The following is an 18,590-nucleotide window of genomic DNA, read 5'->3' as shown; positions in this document are numbered from 1 at the left end:
GACCGACTATGCTTCTCGCCATTGATACCGGCAACACCAACGTGAAATTCGCGCTGGTCGACGACAGTGGAGAAATTGTAAAGCGTTGGCGCATCGCCACCGACGCACGGCGCACGGCGGATGAGTATGCGGTGTGGCTGGATCAACTGATCCAGATGGCCGGTTTCCGCCGAAGCGACATCAAGGCCGTGATTGTCGCAACGGTAGTGCCCCGCGCGCTGCATAATTTGCAGTTGCTTGCCTCCCATTATTTCGATTGTGAGGCGTTAATAGCAGGTCGGGGGTCGGTTGGCTGGGGCATCCAGTTGAAGGTGGATGAACCCCAATCGGTTGGCGCCGATCGCGCGGTAAATGCCATTGCCGCACAATCCTTGGCCGACGGCGACAAGCTGGTTATCAGCTTCGGCACGGCGACCACGTTCGACTATATCGGTCCCGACGGTTCCTATCGGGGGGGCAGTATTGCGCCGGGCGTTAATCTTAGCCTTGATGCACTTTACGCCGCAGCGGCCATGTTGCCGCGTATTGCAATCGAGCCGCCGCCAAATGAAAGTGTCATTGGTACGACAACAGTTGGACAAATGCAGATTGGTATCTATTGGGGCTATGTGGCGATGATCGAAGGAATGATCGCCCGTATGAAGGCTGAAATTGGCAAACCGGTCACGGTCATCGCGACTGGCGGTCTTGCTATCCTTTTTCAGCAACATGGCCATTTATTTGACCGGGTAGAACCGGATTTGACGCTGCGGGGGCTGGCGCATTTGTACAGGAATCGAGAAACATAATCATGACTACCCCAAAGAATGAGTTACTTTTCCTCGCACTGGGCGGGTCGAACGAGATTGGCATGAACGTCAATCTTTACGGTTGCCAGGGCAAATGGGTCATGGTTGATCTTGGGCTGACATTCGCCAATGCGGAATATCCTGGGGTCGAACTGATCCTGCCCGATCTGGAATTTATCGAGCAGCGCAAGGATGACCTTTTGGGTATCGTGCTGACGCATGGTCATGAAGATCATATTGGCGCGGTTGCTTATTTCGCCGCCGATCTCGGCGTTCCACTCTACGCCACGCCCTTTACCGCGACCCTGATACGCGGAAAGCTGGAAGAAGAAGGCATCGCCGATAGCGTCGAATTGAACATCATTCCGATGGAAGGTAGCTTTGATTTGGGACCATTCGGGTTCCAGTTCGTGACGCTCGCCCACTCGATCCTCGAAATGAGCGCCTGTCTCATTACAACACCCTATGGCAAGATATTCCATACCGGCGACTGGAAGTTGGATGAGCGGCCCGTTATCGGAACGCCGTCCACGGCGGATCAGTTAAAGGCCATCGGAGAAGAAGGCATTTTAGCGCTGGTGTGCGATTCCACCAACGCGTTCAATGCAGATGATAGCGGCAGCGAAGGCAGCGTGAAAGCGGACCTGTTGAAATCCGTGAAAGAAGCAAAGGGCAGGGTGCTGCTCACCACCTTTGCATCCAACGCAGCGCGTCTGCAGACCATGGGCGAAGTTGCGCGCGAGACAGGCAGGACCCTTTGCTTCGCCGGTCGTTCCTTGCACCGGATTATCGATGCTGCACAGGCCAATGGCTATTTGAAAGATATGCCCAAGACGGTGGATATGGAGGCTGTCGACGGCCTTGCCCGCCATGAGGTGATGGTTGTGGCCACAGGTGGTCAGGGCGAAGCACGTGCGGCTTTAGCCCGTATTGCGGAAGGAAATCATCCGGTTAAGCTGGAGGAGGGCGATACAGTCATCTTCTCGTCCAAACAGATTCCAGGGAACGAAATCGCTATCGGTGTAATCATGAATAAGCTTGCCGAGCGTAATATTCTGACCGTTACCGAAAAGCAGGCGCATGTCCATGTGTCGGGACACCCCGGCCAACCGGAACTGGCGTTGCTTTACGACTGGATCAAGCCGTCGGTACTGGTACCGGTTCATGGCGAGCGCCGCCATATGGCCGAACAGGCCCGCTTTGCAAAAGCACATGGCGTCAAGAACACTCTCGTTCAGTCCAATGGCGATGTGGTGCGTCTGGCCCCCGGAAAGCCAGAGATCATCGGGCAAGAGCGTACAGGCCGGTTGATATTGGACGGCGATACGATCATTTCAGCCGATGGGGCCACCATAAACGAACGCCGCCGTCTGTCATGGTATGGGCTGATTAACGTCGCCTTCGCCCTAGATGAGCGCGACCGCCTTCTGGGTGAGCCACAAATCCGTTTACACGGCGTGCCTATTGAAGAGGATATGGAGGATTTTCTGGAAGAGGCTTCGGCCGCAGCCGTAAAGGCCATCAGGGAGAATAAGGGCGATTTCGAGAAACTTCGTGAATCGGTTCGCCTTGCTGTGCGCCGCGTGGCGACCAGCTGGACGGGCAAGAAGCCCATCGTTGACGTCATGATATTGGAAACCGCATGAACTGGACATCGATTGTTGCAATTTACGTGCTTTTCTGGGTTTTAAGCGCCTTTGTAATCTTGCCAATAGGCGTCAGGACCCACGACGAACTGGGGTTGGAGAAAACGCCTGGTCAAGCCGACAGCGCGCCAGGTAATTTCCGGCCATGGGTGATTATATTGCGGACCACGTTGTTGTCTGCGGCGCTATTCGGGCTCTATTATGCTAATTACACCCAAGGTTGGGTTGACCGGCACAGCTTTGACTTTTTGGTTACGCCACCAACGGCAAGCTAGTTCCGAAGCCGCTCAATTGCTTGGGCCAAAGCTACGTACAATTTGCCGACGTCGGATGACAGGAGTGTAACGCAAATCGCGTTGCCATCACGTGTGCTCAGCAAAATCCGCATCATCGCCTCAAAGTCATGAATGTAGCGGTTCACATGTTCACGGAATTCCGCGTCTTGACCGTAATGCGTCGCGATCGCGCGTGACTCGCCTGCATCAAGGAGGCGCACGGCACGGCGAGTGAAGACCCCGCGGTCGCCCTTCAGATAAGCTGCCCATGCGGTGTCGGTGACTTCGTTCGAGAGTATCTTTGCCACATCGATTGACGTGGAGTTCAACGATTCGGTGAGCAGGACCATCCGCCGTGCGAAGCTGTCATCATCGATACCGTCAAAGCTGTTCCGGCTTTCGGCAATCCGCTTTTCAAGATTATCGGCGAGTTCATCCAATTCCTTCAACTGCGTTGTCAGTTGCGCTGTTGAGCTTTCAGACAGGCTGATATTGCGTTCAATGGCATTTTGAACTTGTTCGTTCATTGCCTTCAATTGGTTCTCGACGGCGCCTTCAAGTGCAATGCGGTTCTGATCCGCCAACCGGTCCGCCACATGCGTGAGTTCATTCTCCACGATCTTGCGGCTGTCCTGCACCGCGCCTTCGGTTACTTCCCGAACGCGCAAGAGAGACGATACCAGCGCACCTTCGGTCACTTGCGTGATCGACTCAATTAGCGTGCGGGTTTCGTTCAAAGTTGCCGAAAGGGCGTCGGCTTGCTCATGACGCGCGGCGAAATGCTCATCGCTGTCCTGCATGATTATGCCAATTTTTGCGCTTTGCTCATCAATCAAAGCACTCAGTGAAGACGCGACTTTCAGCAATTCGCTGCTTTGCGCGTTCAGATCACGGGCACTCCCCGTCGCTGACGCTAGCTGATCCGTTGTTCCGGAAATCTGCAATCCAACTTGCCCGATAGATGCAGGGATGTTCTCGGCGATCTCGGCGTTGATCCTGTTGAGCGATGACAATAGACCGTCAGCTCTCTCCAGCAGTTGCTCGGTGCGGCTATGGCTGCCGTCCAATTCGGAATTCACCTCTTTCGCACTCACGCCAAGTGCGGAAACGGCGAAAGCGAGCTTGGCTGTCTGATCGGTTGCGGCCTTGTCGATTTCCGATATCGTAGCCGCGCTGGCGCTCAGGTGGTTCTCGATATCACCAATGATCGACGCAATGCGGTTTTTCTCTTCCTGCGATTGCAGCGCAATTTCACCCATGGCTTTTTTCAGCAAGCCGACATTTTCTTCAATCTTTGCTCTGTTGTCCGAAAGGAGTTGGCTAAGCTCGGACGTCACATTGCCGACCTGCGAAGACATATTCTGCGCCGCTACATCGAGAAGCTTCGCTGCGGCCGACGCACGCTTTTCGGCAAGCAAACTTGCTTCATTCAATGAATCGGCGGTTTCGCGGGAAATATTTCCAAGCTGTTCAGAGACCGCATCGGCGCGATTGCCGACGTCATCAATATAGGCACGGGTCGACGTTCCAACCTCGCCAATACGGGCAAGTCCGGCAATCAACGACTTTATCTGCAATTGCGCATTATTCCCTGCGCTACCAATTTGGTTTGTAACGTCTTTGGCAGCGCTAGTTACGACGGGCAAATGCTTGCGGAGTTGTTCTAGATTGGTGGTGGCGGCATTGCTTACCGTTTCGAGCGTTTTTGCTTTTTCATCGCTGTCCAACAATGCAGCGGTCAAAATTTGCGCGGCTTCCATCAAACTTTGTGAAGATTGCTTTCCGACTGTTTCCAGTTCCCGAGCATTCTGGGCCAGAAAGCTGCGCGCCATGGATATTTCTTCATTCACCGTGCGCATGCGCATTTCGAGCGCTTCGCTTTCCTTGCGCAGCGAGAGCGCTACATCGCGAAACCTGAACGCTTCAGCACGACTGGATCGCATAACCAAGAGCCATAAAATTGCCAGAAACATAGCAGGAGTAGCCCAGATGCTGATCAGGGTGATCAGATACTCACCCTTGAGCCCGTCCTTGATCAGCGGTAGATAGGTCCACACAAAATAGGCGGTCCAACCGATCGTCAGCGTGACGATCGCAAAAGGTAAAAGATAGCTCGTCCAACGGACAGATTTTTCTGAATATTCTTCAGCTACATCCTCCGGCTGATCATAATCGGGACTCGCGTCCGGCATGGGAGATGGTTCCGCGCCGGACACCAAATCATGTTCAGAGATATGGATTTCCATTTCGTCAACGGAACCATTTTCAATCTGCCGAGTTAGGCCAACAATTTTAGAGCGTGCAGTCATAGAACTTTGTTAACCATATTTTATCCACAGGGGAAACGCAAACTTAACACTAAGTGGCGTATGACTGTGGAATGTCTATGGATTATGGCTCTTTTGACACAGCGATAAAAGCCGCTTCAGGCGATGATTATGCCTTGATGGCGGAGTTGCGCCATTCTTTCGTAGAGAGTGCCCGCCGGCAATTAAGCTTGCTTTCCCGGTCGCGTTGCGACGCCAATTGGCAGTACACAAGCTGGCGATTAAAGGGTCTCGCCGCAAGTTTTGGGGCAACACGCCTCATGGAACTGGCAGATATGGCCAGCGTCGGAGCACCCGGTGACCCGGTTGTAATTCGTGACATCGAGGCCGCAATTATCGAAATCGAAACGCACGAAATTTCCTAGAACAGGGACGATGCCAACAAAATAGTTGGAAATGAGGTAATATCGTCCATATCGGGCGGATGTTATCTGCCGACAATATCCAAGGTCCACCAGCGGCACTTTTGTCCGTTGTTTCTACAATAGAAACTCCCAATTTTGCTGAGCATCAGTCGCAATCTCTTACAATTGCTGGCCAGTCGGTTCTGGAATGGCAGCTGGCTGCTCTCCAAAAGTCCGGAATTACAACCTGCTTCGTTGAAGTGGACAACGTGTCCGGCGCTCTGCTCAAAATGTCAGATGCTGGCGAACGCTTTGGGCTTACCATCCACTTTGTGCGGACGCTTGAGGATCTGCAGAAGTCCAGCGATCTTAAATCCCGCCTCGTTATCCTCGCCGAAGGCCTGTATTTTTCTGAAGACATTTTGCATCGGCTGATCGGGTCGGGAACGCCTTGCGTAGCGACCTGCGATATTGGAAATGAAAGTGCCGATTTCGAGCGGATTGATCTCACGCGATGCTGGGCAGGATTTACGCTGCTCGAAACGGGAAAGCTGGGGTCGATTCACGACATTCCTGAAGGATGGAGCATAGCATCAACTTTGCTCCGCTTTGCCATCCAGATCGGTACGCCATTCCATCCACTGCCACAGAGCGCCATTCAAAATGCTGAAATCGCGAAGATAAGCAGCGCCGCAGACGCTCAAGCTATTGGCGCGAAAAAAATGCAGGCACGGGTCGACGTCGTGAAAGGGTGGATCGAGCGGAATATTTTTGGCGCCATTGCGGAGCGGCTTGCGCCCGTTGCTTGGGGCAATGCCAGTTTTTCCAAATTTGCACATCTTCCGGCCGCAGTTGCCGTTGGCTTGAGCCTGGTTCTTACGGCCGTGAATCAGGCCGTATTCGCATTGCTTTTCATTTTCTTGGGTCTGATGCTGAACCAGATCCAGACGTTGATTGACATCAAGTCCCATAGAGGACGGAGTCCTATCCATGGCACGGTTTTCTGGGTGGTTTCAATTATATCCGCGCTTTATGTGGCATTTAGCGAGGCTACAGTCGGGTCAAATGCGGTGGAATTCACGACCATCATGCTGGGATTGGCGGCATTGGCGCTGCCAATTCCCGCAAAACGTTGGACTGCGAACTTTTTATGCTCGCCGGCGCTCTTGGTCCTTGGGATGGCGATGTCAGCCTATTTCTCGGAATATGCGTTTGGGCTAAAAATTATTGTTTTTGCGCAACTTGCGCTTCTCTTGACGGAACAGTATCTAGCCAGGCGCGTGGTTGCTGCTCAGAAACAGCCTTAAAGCCGTGTAAACCTTTATTTGATAGGCTATTCGCTGTTCTCAGCATGGAAATTCCGTTGGATCACGGTGTCGATGATATTAATGTTTTGATGAAAGTCGGCGCCGAGCATGCGCACGACATCGACGCTCTGTGTACAGATATCGCTTCTGTTATTTTCCCAACCGCCGTCAATCCGCCGACTGAGGCAACGATTAGCGCCGTTTCGGCGAAGCTGATCCAGTTGGTCTCCGATTTGGAAGCGCGGCTTTTGTCGAAACGCAACCCGCATTTCCCCTTAACTTGGGACATATTATCCAAATCCGGATTTTTGCGTGAACCGGATTTAATCGATTTTATCTTGGCGCGCGTCGCTGAAGACCGTCTTGGCGCGTGTATCGCCCAAGATAAGGTCAAGTCGGCATCGGCATATCTTGACCATCAAAACGGGATGTTGGCGGATGCTGCGCAAACCTTATTGGCTGCAGAAAGCTTACATCGGAGCGGGGCAGGGAATACCTATCTGGGTCTCACGTCCGAATTGCTCTATAAGCTAACTTGGCAGATTGTGGCTGCCATCGAAATATTTGAAGGCGCGCGGCAGCCCGCCATAATTGCTTCAGCAAAATCCCTTCTCTCCAGCTTTTGCGAAGCTGATCGTGCACAGGATGCAGCGCGAAAAATCGTGCACTTTTCGGACGATCCGACCCATACGCTGGTCGGGAATCCTGAGATTTATGGTCTGCATTTGCATGTGGCTGCGCTTTCTGCCGATCTGGAACTCGACCATGACCATATTCTGCGTCTCATCGACGCGTCATCGTCGGCACCCTATGCCGTCATGCTGGCAGCGTGCGGCGTGTCCAAGACACATGCGCTCAAGAACATCTTTCTTTTCCGTGGCGACCTGATCACACCCAGAGAGGCGGGAATATTCGAGTACGGCTACGCAAATCTGCAAGCTGATGAAGCCTTAACCCAGATCGGATATTGGGCATCTGCGCGCGCGCAGTTTCTGTCGGGCGGAAAACTGCCATGAGTGGTGCGCAGCTTATTAATCCCATTTCGGGTGAAGTAGATGCTGACGGCCGTCTAGTTTCGGCCGACGATGCACTGGTGCGTCTCAACGAGCGCGCCGGGGGACGCAAGAATGAATTGCTGGCTGTTCCGGCAATCAAGACGTTGGCGTTATTGGCGATAAAGCTGCAGATGAAATTATCGCGCGCGGTTCGCGTGGCTGACGATGCCGAACATCTGGAGCTCTGGATCGAGATCGATCCTACACCGGATAAGGCAAGGCTCTCTATTATAAGCTGGCGCGTGTTGCCCGAGGTCCGGCGCACCGGCTCAACCAGTGCACCGGCCCCAATTGTCCACGAAAATGTGATGAAGTTTGATCCGGTCGGTCGACTGGTCAGGGCGACCGGGGACGCGTCCCACGGCCTGATGCCGTCCGATTTTGGCCGTGATGGCAGGGCGTTGTTAGCGTCGGTATTTGAGGGCGGGGCCGCTCTGGATTCATTGCTATCGTCAATGTCCGCCAGCATTGCGGTTACGTCATGTAGTTTGACGCGTGTGAGCGATGGCTTGGTTTTCCATGTCAACGGCGGATCCGTTGCGAACGGATTTGAACTGCAGTTTGAACGGGTCGAAGAACCAAGCACTCCTATTGCTGCGCCGAAGGAAAGCGTAGCAGCAGGCGCACTATTCGGGAAAAATCTGGCTCCTGTGCTGCGTCAGCCTTTGGGGCGCATCATTGCCAATGCCGAAACCATAGGCAGTGAATTGCAAGGCCCAATCCGAGAGAATTATGCCCTATATGCGCGTGATATTGCGAATGCTGCCCGCCACTTGTCGGCCCTAGTTGACGATCTGGGTGATTTGGAGGCGGTAGAACGTCCGGACTTCAAAGCCGCGCGGGACAATATCGAACTGGGTGACGTTGCGCGACGCGTGGCGGGGTTGCTTGCACTCAAGGCGGCCGACCACCGCATATCGGTCCACACCCCGCCAGAAGACATGCTGGTACCAGCGGTGGCAGAGTTCCGGCGTACGCTTCAGATCATTCTGAATTTGGTCAATAACGCCATTCGCTATTCACCGGACGGCACGAACATTTTTATCGACATCGCCACAGTGGACGCAGAGGCGGTTATTTCGGTGCGTGACCAAGGTAAGGGTATTGACCCTGCCGACCGGGAAAAGATATTCGAGAAATTCGAACGTCTGGGACGGTCCGGCGATGGCGGTAGCGGCCTGGGTCTGTATATTTCCCGCCGACTTGCCCGTGCGATGGGCGGCGAACTGCATGTTGAAAATGCAGAAGACGGAGGTGCGATTTTCACCCTCCGCCTTCCGAATAGCTAATCCAACAGCAATTAACGCTCGTCAAATCCGGGGTAGGGCCGATGCTTTGGGCCGGTGTAAAGCTGACGCGGGCGGCCGATCTTCTGGCCAGGGTCCGAAATCATTTCGTTCCACTGTGCAACCCAGCCTACGGTCCGGGACAGGGCGAACAACACGGTAAACATTTCAGTCGGGAAGCCGATGGCTGAAAGAATGATACCTGAATAGAAGTCGACGTTCGGGAACAGCTTCTTTTCGATGAAATAAGGATCGTTCAACGCCATGTCCTCCAACTGGAGGGCCACATCAAATATTGGATCGTTGACCTTCAGTTCGCTCAAAACTTCACGAACCGTCTTTTGCATCACAGAAGCGCGAGGGTCGTAGTTTTTGTAAACACGATGTCCAAAGCCCATCAGGCGGAACGGATCATTCTTGTCCTTTGCGCGCTCAATATAGTGCGGGATTTTGTCGGGCGTGCCGATTTCGCGAAGCATGTTGAGCGCCGCTTCATTGGCACCGCCATGCGCCGGACCCCACAGGCAGGCAATGCCGGCTGCAATACATGCAAAGGGGTTGGCCCCCGATGAACCGGCGAGACGCACGGTCGATGTCGAGGCATTTTGTTCGTGATCCGCATGCAGGATGAAAATGCGATCCATCGCACGTTCAATGACGGGATTTACCACATAAGGCTCAGCCGGGACGCCGAACGTCATGCGCAGGAAGTTTCCAGTGTAGGACAGGCTGTTGTCGGGGTACAAGAAGGGCTGCCCGATCGAATATTTATACGCCATCGCTGCAATGGTCGGCATCTTGGCGATCAACCGATGGCTGGAAATCATCCGGTGGGTCGGATCGCTGATGTCTGTGGAGTCGTGATAGAATGCGGAAAGAGCCCCCACGACGCCGCACATGATCGCCATGGGATGCGCATCGCGGCGGAAGCCACGATAAAAGGTCGCCAGCTGTTCGTGTAGCATGGTGTGCCGCGAAATTGTCTGGCTGAACTCGACCAACTGCGTCTTCGACGGCAATTCGCCGTTGAGCAGCAAATAGGACACTTCCATGAAGCTCGACTTTTCGGAGAGTTCTTCGATGGAATAGCCACGATGGAGAAGGATACCTTCATCGCCGTCAATGAATGTCAGGGCCGACTCGCAACTGGCGGTAGAGGTGAAACCCGGGTCGAACGTGAAATGGTCGGATGCGCCATATAATTTACGGATATCCAAAACATCGGGGCCTTCATTGCCCTTCATGATTGGCAAATCGTAGCTGGTATCTCCGATTGTCAGCGTTGCATTATTTTCCGCCATTTTTACACTCCATAACTTCGAACCCGATAATTGGGCGCCCCTTTTCAGGCTATGTTCCATGTCCGACAAAAGGCGCCGAAACGCCAGATGCGTTTGCTTTAGGCCCCTCAACTGCCATTATTTCTTGGGGAGAAGTTGGCATTATCGTTTTGTCGGCAATGGTGCCAAAATACACGGTCGTCAAGGCAAAGCATTTAGATTGACCGACGATATAATTGTTATTTGTGGCAAAGATGCTACACCGCTGACATGATTAGTTTTTTTGGAAGTTTGCCGCGGCAATATGCCCGTCCAAATTTCCAAATAGCGTCCATAAGCATGGCGATAGACCGCAGGTTGGAACGCGAACGCGAGCAACTCCCACTCTGGTTGCCGGTCGGGATCGGTTCGGGAATAGGCATTTGGCAGGTGACCGGGGATAGCGGATTGGTTCCGTTGTTGATTATGTCCGTATCTTTAGTCCTTTTCAGCGTCGCCATTGGCCTTCGAAGGCGTTTGGCAAGATTGCTCGTCATCGCTGCCATTACTCTGATAGTTGGTTTTGCAGCGATTTCATTGAAGTCTGCATCCGTAGCCGGGCCAGTAATGCAAAAAGTTTGGACGGGCTCGCTTTACGGGCGCGTCGATAAGATCGAATATATGGGCGCACGCGGAGTTATCCGCTTGGAAATCGCAACAGGCGAGGGTCAAAATTTACCTCCCAAAATCAGGCTGAATCTAACGCAGGAGCAGATTGGAACAGCATCACTCAATGTGGGTGCCATTATTCAGGTGCGGGCACGATTGATGCCGCCAAATGGCCCAATTCTACCGGGTAGTTATGATTTTGCACGCAGGGCATGGTTTCAGCAATTAGGTGCTACGGGCCGCGCATTAGGTCCTGTAGCTATCGTTAAATCCACTGCAGCTTCCAACTCAATTCCGGAAGTTCGTAATTTCCTAACGCAGCATATCATCGCGCAAATGCCTAAGGGCACGGGCGAGATCGGTGCTGCGCTTATTACGGGTGATCAGGCGAATATTGACCCCGTCGACGCGCAGGCGATGCGCGATAGTGGTATGGCGCATTTGTTATCCATTAGCGGACTGCATGTTACGGCCGTCGTCGGCTTTCTGTTTTTCCTGGCGGGCAGGGTTTTTGCACTATTTCCGATGGTCGCGCTCCGTTACCCGGTTCCTCTATTGGCAGCCGGTTTCTCAGCGTTAGGGGCTGTCGCATACACATTGTTAGCTGGGGCTGAAGTCCCCACCGTCAGGTCGTGTATTGCCGCGTTGCTCATTCTTTTGGCTATGGCGCTCGGGCGCGAAGCGTTAACGTTGCGCCTCGTTTCGGCAGGAGCGATCATTGTATTGCTCTTCTGGCCCGAGGCTATGGCAGGACCAAGTTTCCAACTCAGCTTTGCGGCTGTGGCAACGATCGTGATTCTGCACGAAGCAGGCTGGATGAAGCGCTGGACCGAGCGCCGCGATGAAGCCCTGATCGCACGGGCATTGCGGGCGATTGTCGCGTTGATTGTTACGGGCATAGCCATCGAATTCATTCTAGCGCCTATCACGCTGTATCACTTTCATCGCACCGGGATGTACAGCGCCTTTGCCAACGTTATGGCGATCCCGCTCACAACCTTTCTCGTGATGCCGGCACAAGCCTTAGCGCTGATGCTCGACTTGGCGGGAATTGGTGCTCCGGCCTGGTGGATAGCCGGGCAGGGGATCGAGGCCATTCTCACCTTGGCCCGTTCCGTCAGTTCGTTGCAGGGCGCTGTGATGATGATGCCCGCCATGCCACTATGGGCATTTGTCATGATGGTTTTCGGAGGGCTGTGGATCGGCCTGCTCAAGAGCCCTGCTCGTGTTGGGGGGCTGCTCCCCGTTGCGATTGGCATGTGGGCAATGCTGTCCGCACCAAGACCTGATGTGTTGGTAACGTCGGACGGCAAGCATTTGGCTGTGTCGGAGCCCGACGGACGTGTTGCGTTGCTACGTGCGCGAACGGGTGAGTATATTCAGGACATGATGCTCGAAAGCGTCGGTACATTGTCCGAACCCGTGAATATTGAGCAATGGCCTGGGACACACTGCTCGCCCGATGTGTGTGTAATTAGCATGCGGAGGGGGAGCAGAGAGTGGAGCATTATGGCGACGCGGACAGCCTATGCCATACCGGAGCTTGAAATGGCCGCTGCCTGTCGCCGGGCAGATATCGTTGTGAGTGATCGCTGGCTACCGGTATCCTGTCAGCCCAAATGGATCAAAGCAGATAGGGGAATGCTTGCCGAAAGCGGCGGGCTGGCGTTCTTCCTTCCGAGCGGCACCGTCGTTAGTGTCAACGATGAAAATGCGCACTATCCTTGGGTAAAAGCCGCCCGAACCGAACCGCCGATAAATCAGTGATAGCGACGTAATAGCCCAGCCAGCTTTCCTTGCACCTCGACTTCATGGGACTCGAAATATTGCGGTTCATAAAGCGAGTTTGCCGGATCGAGACGAATTCGCTGACCTTCGCGGCGCAGATATTTCAGTGTAGCCTCTTCACCCCGTACAAGAGCAACGACGATTTCGCCGTCACGCGCTGTGCTCGCCTTTTTAATCAAGGCATAATCGCCATCCAATATCCCGGCTTCCACCATGGAGTCTCCAGATACTTCAAGCGCATAATGTTCACCGCTGCCGAGCAAAGCCATCGGTACAGAGAGCGAGTTTTGTCCCTCAAGCGCTTCGATAGGAACACCCGCAGCAATCTTGCCGTGCAGAGGAATTTCGAGAACATCGTTGGCAGCGACGGGTAGATTAACCTGCGCTTTGTTCGACGCGATGGCAGGGGTTAGCTTGGTGATATTGGAAGGTCGGCTCGTCCCACCTTCCGGCATTTTTACAACCTCAAGTGCGCGGGCGCGGTTGACGAGGCGGCGGATAAACCCGCGTTCCTCTAACGCACCAATCAGCCGGTGGACACCGGATTTGCTTTTCAAATCGAGAGCTTCCTTCATTTCTTCAAATGAAGGTGAAATACCGCTTTCTTCCAGATGCTTATGGATAAAAAGAAGCAATTCATGTTGTTTTGCGGTGAGCATGTGACGTTCCCGATATGTTGAACATGAATGGAACGATTAGAGAACAAATGCGGTTAAGTCAACACTTGGTAATCCGAACACAGTTTCCGTCAGTCGATCCGCAAAAACTGGGCAGGTTCCCCCGCTACCCGTGCGGGCGCGTCAACGGGGTTGATTAGCAGAGCATTTGCCATGGAAAGCGGTGTCAGCATTCCGCTATCTTGCCTTGAAAATATTGAGATCACGCCATTTTCTTCAAGGGCGCGGAACAACTCTGTTCTTTTGCCACCCGCGGCGATCGCATGGTTTAGTGTGCCATTATTGACCTTAGGTAGCGGTGCTGTGCAACCCGCCAGAAATCGCACTAAGGGCAAAAGAAAGAGTGTTGCTGTGACATATGCCGATGACGGATTTCCGGGCAATCCAAGGATGATAGTCTTACCGATTCGTCCTACAATGAGGGGCTTTCCAGGTCGGATGGCTACTTTCCAGAAGTCGATTTGGGCACCCAATTTACGGAGCACCGGTTCCACCAGATCATGATCGCCGACAGAGGCGCCACCTGTAGTGACGATGATATCGGATTGCATGCAGTTCTGGATTGCAGTTTCAAGCGCTTCCATCGTGTCTTCTACAATTCCGCAATCCGTTACATCACATGGTAACCCTGATAGCATAGCGACAAGCATTGGGGTGTTACTGGAAGGTATATGGGCATCATCGCAAAGCTCGCCGGGCGCACGTAATTCGTCTCCCGATGCCAAAATGCTTACATGCGGGCGGCCACCGACATTTAACGTTCCATAACCGGCCATCGCCGCGACCGCGATGGCGCCGGGGGTAAGTTTGATCCCCGTATCCAGCAAAGTGGAGCCTTCGAGGAAGTCGCCACCGGCACGTCTGATATGCGCCGCTGGTTTCAGGAGTTCCGATCCATTCAGTTTTAGTGTCGCGCCATCGCGGATCGCATCTTCTTGAATAAGCACCGTGTCGCAGCCTGCCGGCACATGTGCGCCAGTAAAAATACGGACCGCTTCGCCTGCGCCGACTTCGTTCCCAAAAGGTCGACCTGCTGCGCTTTCACCAATGACGCGCCAAGGGCCAGGTTGGGTGAAACTGCTGAGGGCATAACCATCCATCGCCGAAAGATCCGCAGCGGGCTGGGTGCGTTTCGCGATAACGGGTTCAGCCAGATAGTGGCCGGAACAAGCGGAAAGCGGCTTTGATTGGGAAGGTAAGCGGGTAGCCAAAGCCAGTAGCTGCGATTGGGCCTCGTCCAAGCTCAGCATGCGGGACGCACCCAATCACCTGATTTGCCGCCACTTTTGGTTAAAAGACGAATTTCTGTAATCGTCATGCCTTTGTCGAGAGCTTTTGCCATGTCGTAAATGGTCAGGAGCGCGACAGACACCGCCGTCATCGCTTCCATTTCTACGCCTGTTTGCCCGGTAAGACGCACACGCGACGTTGCGCGAATGCCATCGGATTCAAAGGTGAAATCTACTGCTATTTTCGAAAGCAGCAACGGATGGCATAGTGGTATGAGTTCGCTCGTTTTCTTCGCAGCCATTATCCCGGCGATGCGTGCGGTGGCGAGGACATCGCCTTTCTTGGCGCTGCCTTCAACGATAGCCTGCAATGCGTTCGCCGACATTTGAATCCGGCCCTCGGCCACCGCCTCGCGAACAGTGTCGGCTTTAGCCGATACATCCACCATATGCGCAGCACCGCTTTCATCGAGATGGGTCAGTTTCGTCATGCACCCGTCAATAGCATATGCGTTGCTTTTTCGACATCCTTCTGCCGCATCAAGCTTTCGCCGACCAGAAATGTGCGGACCCCGGCTTGCGCCATCCGTGTGCAATCGGCGTGGGTCGAAATACCACTTTCGCACACCAACAATACGTCTGACGGAGCCATTTTGGCCAGACGCTCGGTCGTCGACAGGTCGACATCAAATGTCTTCAAATTGCGGTTGTTTACGCCGATCAGCTTCGACTTTAAATGTTGAAGCGCGCGCTCCATTTCACTCTCGTCGTGCACTTCGACAAGTATATCGAGGCTTTGGGCGAGTGCCGCGTCTTCAATCTCGCACATTTGGCTGTCTTCTAATGCGGCGACAATGATCAGGATCGCATCAGCACCCATGGCCCGCGCTTCGTCACATTGCCAAGGGTCGACGATGAAATCTTTGCGGATAACAGGCAAGTCGCATGCTGCCCGTGCGGCGACCAGATAATCTTCATGTCCCTGGAAATAGGGAGCGTCGGTAAGAACCGACAGGCATGCTGCACCACCGGCCTGATAAGACCTCGCATGGGCCGCAGGATCGAAATCGGCACGGATGAGGCCTTTGGAGGGGCTGGCTTTTTTAATCTCTGCGATCAGGGCAAAACCGGTTTGCGCACGCGCGCGTAGAGCCGCTTCAAAGCCGCGGACTGGCGACGGCGAAGGCCAATGTGCCAAGCCTTTCGGCTTTCGAGTGGCAACTTCGCCCATTTTCGTGGCGCAGATTTCGGCAAGTTTGTCGGACATTAATAAGCTACCCAGCAGTTTAACAGAGCCTTGGCCAAGCCCTTGTCAATGGCTTCGGCCGCTTCTTCGACACCGGAATGCCAATCATGCACATGCCCTGCCACCATGAGCGCCGCCGAAGCATTCAGGAGGACGGCGTCGCGATAGGCACCGGCTTCCCCATCAAGGAGTCGCATCAATGCCGCGGCATTATAAGCCGCATCGCCACCCCGAAGTTCCTCCGAAGGGTGTTGCGCCAATCCGGCGCTTTCAGGTGTAATCCGGGTCGATGACTGGCCAAGCCGATGGACGCTACTGGGACCCGAGATCGAAAGTTCATCCAAGGGTTCGTCTCCGGCGACCAACATCGCATCTTCATAGTCGAGGAGTTCCAAGGCACCCGCATATACCGGCAGGAAATCGGGCCGCGCTACGCCGATCAACTGGCGCTTTACTCTCGCCGGGTTAGCAGCGGGTCCGGTCAGGTTGAATATGGTGCGTTTGCCAATCGCCTTGCGGATCGGAGCAAGCGGCGCAAGCGCGGGATGATGCTTCTGCGCAAACAGAAAGCATATTCCAAGATCGGCTAGCGTGGCTTCCGCCGTTTCGCTCGCCCGGTCGAGATTGAGACCCAGCGCCTCCAACGTGTCCGCAGCACCCGCTTTGGATGAGGCGGCACGGTTACCATGTTTCGCAACGGGCACCTCACAGGCAGCGACAACGATCGCGACTGCGGTTGAAATATTCAGACTATGGCTTCCGTCGCCGCCGGTGCCGCATACATCGATGGCGCCCTCAGGAGCCGAAATTGTCTTCATCCTTTTGCGCATCTCGCGCACGGCGGCGGTGATTTCGATACTGGTTTCGTCGCGGTCCGACATGACAGTCAGAAAATGCTGGATGTCGTCCGGCGCGACCGCGCCATCGAGGATCGCAGCAAAGGCTTCAGCCGCCAATTCCGCAGTAAGCGGCTGAGACGCATCGGGCAGAAGTTTCACACCCGTTCCTTTACCGGAATCCCCGCGATGTGCATGAAATTGGCCAGCATGGCATGTCCGTGCTCAGTGGCGATGCTTTCCGGATGGAACTGCACACTATGGATAGGCAGCGTCGCATGCCGGAACCCCATGACATGGCCGTCATCACTCGTCGCGTTGACGACCAGTTGCGGCGGGATGTTTTCAACAATCAGCGAATGGTATCGTGTTGCCGTAAAGGGCGAGGGAAGGCCGGCGAACAAACCAGACCCGTCATGTGTAACCGGAGATGTCTTGCCATGCATCAAGCCGCCACGGGAAACAGTTCCGCCGAAATGCTGGCCGATTGTCTGATGCCCAAGGCAAACCCCCAACAGCGGCTTCCCGGCATCGGCGCAGGCCGCCACCAGATCCAGGCTGACCCCGGCTTCATTGGGTGTTTTTGGACCTGGGGAAATCAGAAATGCCTGTGCCCCTGAAGACAAAGCTTGACTCGCCGACATGGCGTCGTTGCGGACGACATCCACTTCTGCGCCCAGTTCCATCAGATAATGGACAAGGTTCCAGGTAAAGCTGTCATAATTGTCGATGACGAGGATCATGCGCGTGGCCCTAGCGCCTTTATATCGCGGGTGGAAGAGGCACTATTGCGCTAATAATCGGGCCAAATCGTCTTTCCAGAATTTGGCCCAAGTATGGGTGCCGTGGCCTTTCGTTTCAGGGCTAGCCGGAATGAGAATGAATTTGGCGGTGGGCATACGCTTCATGGCGAGTACGGTGATGCCATAGTTGGACGGGTTGATGAAATCGTCCGCCGAATTGATCCAAAGCATGGGTGTCCGGATCTTCTCGAGATGTGGCCATGGATTATAGGTGCGCGAGGAATCGAGCTGGTAGATGATATCGTTAGCATCGTTCCGCAAGGCGATCCGCTGAAAAGCCTCATCGGTAAATTTCTCTGCCGCATCGCGAGACGGGAACTGCGCCTGCAGCGCCAAGGGGTTTGCACCGGCTATCATTGACAGCGATGCTGCAGTGCGCAGCCCAGCTAATGGGGGCGAGGTGTAATTACCGTTGTGCCACGCCGGGTCCGCCTTGATCGCATCCATCGACAATTTGCGCCACATACGGTTCTGGCCGGCAATCTCGACAGGCAGGCAGGCAAAGGGCGCAAGTTTTTCGACCGCTTCGGGATATCGCGTCGCCCAGACGAACCCGTGCATGCAACCCATTGAGGTGCCCAATATCAGTTTCAGTTTCTTGATGCCGAGCTTTTCCGTCACCAACCGGTATTGGGCAGTGACCATGTCGTCATAGTCATATTTCGGGAAGGCCATCCGCAACCCGTCGCTTGGTTTGGATGATTGGCCATGGCCGATATTGTCCGGCAAGATGATGAAGTAGCGGGTGGTGTCGAGAACCTGGCCTGGGCCGAACAGTTCGTTGGCGAACTGGGGTTGAAAGAACTGTTTTCCGGTTCCGCCCGTCCCGTGCAATATCATCACGGCATTGGAGATGTTTCCGTCTTTATCACGGTGCGGGGTGCCTAGGCTGGTATAATGGATTTTGAGATCGGATAACTTCGCACCGCTGCCAAAGGCGAATTCCGAAAAAACGGCATCGCCTTCCTTCGCATCGGGTGTTTGCGCCTGAACAGGCGAAGAATGCATTGCGAGAATGCCAAGCGAAGCGAGTAATAATTTGCGCATCGGGATAT

General features: G+C 54.2%; 17 protein-coding genes. 8 read left to right on the top strand and 9 right to left on the bottom strand.

What is annotated here, in order from left to right:
* Positions 1 to 8: 8 nt before the first annotated feature.
* Genes EUU25_RS04270 through EUU25_RS04260 form a run of 3 tightly spaced genes read left to right on the top strand, consistent with a single transcriptional unit; the run spans position 9 to position 2,709 of the window.
* On the top strand, positions 9 to 788 hold the full coding sequence (locus EUU25_RS04270; RefSeq protein ID WP_158898606.1) for a type III pantothenate kinase: 780 nt from the start codon (positions 9 to 11) through the stop codon (positions 786 to 788).
* Between the two features lie 2 nt (positions 789 to 790).
* Entirely contained in the window at positions 791 to 2,434 is a 1,644-nt protein-coding gene (locus EUU25_RS04265; RefSeq protein ID WP_158898604.1) for a ribonuclease J, read from the top strand.
* On the top strand, positions 2,431 to 2,709 hold the full coding sequence (locus tag EUU25_RS04260; protein WP_158898603.1) for a DUF1467 family protein: 279 nt from the start codon (positions 2,431 to 2,433) through the stop codon (positions 2,707 to 2,709). The genes EUU25_RS04265 and EUU25_RS04260 overlap by 4 nt, the downstream gene beginning before the upstream one ends.
* On the opposite strand, the gene EUU25_RS04255 is transcribed toward EUU25_RS04260, so the two are convergent.
* Entirely contained in the window at positions 2,706 to 5,018 is a 2,313-nt protein-coding gene (locus EUU25_RS04255; RefSeq protein WP_158898601.1) for a coiled-coil domain-containing protein, read from the bottom strand. The genes EUU25_RS04260 and EUU25_RS04255 overlap by 4 nt on opposite strands.
* A 71-nt stretch (positions 5,019 to 5,089) precedes the next feature.
* On the opposite strand from EUU25_RS04255, the gene EUU25_RS04250 reads away from it, so the two are divergent.
* The 4 genes from EUU25_RS04250 (at position 5,090) to EUU25_RS04235 (ending at position 9,031) form a co-directional block, all read left to right on the top strand.
* Positions 5,090 to 5,401 (top strand): Hpt domain-containing protein, encoded by a 312-nt coding sequence (locus EUU25_RS04250; RefSeq protein ID WP_158898599.1) that lies wholly within the window; start codon positions 5,090 to 5,092, stop codon positions 5,399 to 5,401.
* Between the two features lie 269 nt (positions 5,402 to 5,670).
* Positions 5,671 to 6,687 (top strand): hypothetical protein, encoded by a 1,017-nt coding sequence (locus tag EUU25_RS04245; RefSeq protein ID WP_158898597.1) that lies wholly within the window; start codon positions 5,671 to 5,673, stop codon positions 6,685 to 6,687.
* Between the two features lie 44 nt (positions 6,688 to 6,731).
* Positions 6,732 to 7,703, top strand: coding sequence for a hypothetical protein (locus EUU25_RS04240; RefSeq protein WP_222848824.1), 972 nt, complete (start codon positions 6,732 to 6,734; stop codon positions 7,701 to 7,703).
* A complete protein-coding gene (locus EUU25_RS04235) occupies positions 7,700 to 9,031 on the top strand; it encodes a sensor histidine kinase (RefSeq protein ID WP_158898593.1) in 1,332 nt (443 codons plus the stop codon). Before EUU25_RS04240 ends, EUU25_RS04235 begins: the two co-directional genes overlap by 4 nt.
* A gap of 11 nt (positions 9,032 to 9,042) precedes the next feature.
* Here the strand turns inward: EUU25_RS04235 and EUU25_RS04230 are convergent, their stop codons facing one another.
* The gene (locus EUU25_RS04230) at positions 9,043 to 10,329 is read right to left on the bottom strand and encodes a citrate synthase (protein WP_158898591.1); all 1,287 of its coding nucleotides are present in this window, start codon (positions 10,327 to 10,329) and stop codon (positions 9,043 to 9,045) included.
* Positions 10,330 to 10,647: 318 nt separating this feature from the next.
* Between EUU25_RS04230 and EUU25_RS04225 the strand changes: the two genes are divergently transcribed.
* Positions 10,648 to 12,723 carry a ComEC/Rec2 family competence protein gene (locus tag EUU25_RS04225; RefSeq protein WP_158898589.1) on the top strand — a complete coding sequence of 692 codons (2,076 nt, stop codon included), beginning with the start codon at positions 10,648 to 10,650 and terminating at the stop codon, positions 12,721 to 12,723.
* On the opposite strand, the gene lexA is transcribed toward EUU25_RS04225, so the two are convergent.
* From lexA to EUU25_RS04190, 7 genes are all read right to left on the bottom strand, one after another.
* Positions 12,717 to 13,403, bottom strand: a complete 687-nt coding sequence (lexA, locus tag EUU25_RS04220; RefSeq protein WP_158898587.1) for a transcriptional repressor LexA — start codon at positions 13,401 to 13,403, stop codon at positions 12,717 to 12,719. The two genes, EUU25_RS04225 and lexA, sit on opposite strands and share 7 nt — an antisense overlap.
* Before the next feature lie 89 nt (positions 13,404 to 13,492).
* The gene (locus EUU25_RS04215; protein WP_158898585.1) at positions 13,493 to 14,671 is read right to left on the bottom strand and encodes a molybdopterin molybdotransferase MoeA; all 1,179 of its coding nucleotides are present in this window, start codon (positions 14,669 to 14,671) and stop codon (positions 13,493 to 13,495) included.
* Positions 14,665 to 15,141, bottom strand: a complete 477-nt coding sequence (moaC, locus tag EUU25_RS04210) for a cyclic pyranopterin monophosphate synthase MoaC (RefSeq protein WP_158898583.1) — start codon at positions 15,139 to 15,141, stop codon at positions 14,665 to 14,667. The genes EUU25_RS04215 and moaC overlap by 7 nt, the downstream gene beginning before the upstream one ends.
* Positions 15,138 to 15,917 (bottom strand): indole-3-glycerol phosphate synthase TrpC, encoded by a 780-nt coding sequence (gene trpC / locus EUU25_RS04205; RefSeq protein ID WP_158898581.1) that lies wholly within the window; start codon positions 15,915 to 15,917, stop codon positions 15,138 to 15,140. Before trpC ends, moaC begins: the two co-directional genes overlap by 4 nt.
* Positions 15,917 to 16,894 carry an anthranilate phosphoribosyltransferase gene (trpD, locus tag EUU25_RS04200; RefSeq protein WP_158898579.1) on the bottom strand — a complete coding sequence of 326 codons (978 nt, stop codon included), beginning with the start codon at positions 16,892 to 16,894 and terminating at the stop codon, positions 15,917 to 15,919. Before trpD ends, trpC begins: the two co-directional genes overlap by 1 nt.
* Positions 16,891 to 17,475, bottom strand: coding sequence for an anthranilate synthase component II (locus tag EUU25_RS04195; protein WP_158898577.1), 585 nt, complete (start codon positions 17,473 to 17,475; stop codon positions 16,891 to 16,893). Before EUU25_RS04195 ends, trpD begins: the two co-directional genes overlap by 4 nt.
* Before the next feature lie 42 nt (positions 17,476 to 17,517).
* Complete coding sequence (locus EUU25_RS04190) at positions 17,518 to 18,582, bottom strand: alpha/beta fold hydrolase (RefSeq protein WP_158898574.1); 1,065 nt, start codon at positions 18,580 to 18,582, stop codon at positions 17,518 to 17,520.
* Between the last annotated feature and the right edge of the window lie 8 nt (positions 18,583 to 18,590).

This window comes from Sphingorhabdus lacus (genome assembly GCF_009768975.1).
In the GTDB taxonomy this organism is placed as follows: domain Bacteria; phylum Pseudomonadota; class Alphaproteobacteria; order Sphingomonadales; family Sphingomonadaceae; genus Sphingorhabdus_B; species Sphingorhabdus_B lacus.
The sequence above is the reverse complement of the archived record's forward strand: the minus strand, read 5'-3'. Positions and strand labels throughout refer to the sequence as shown.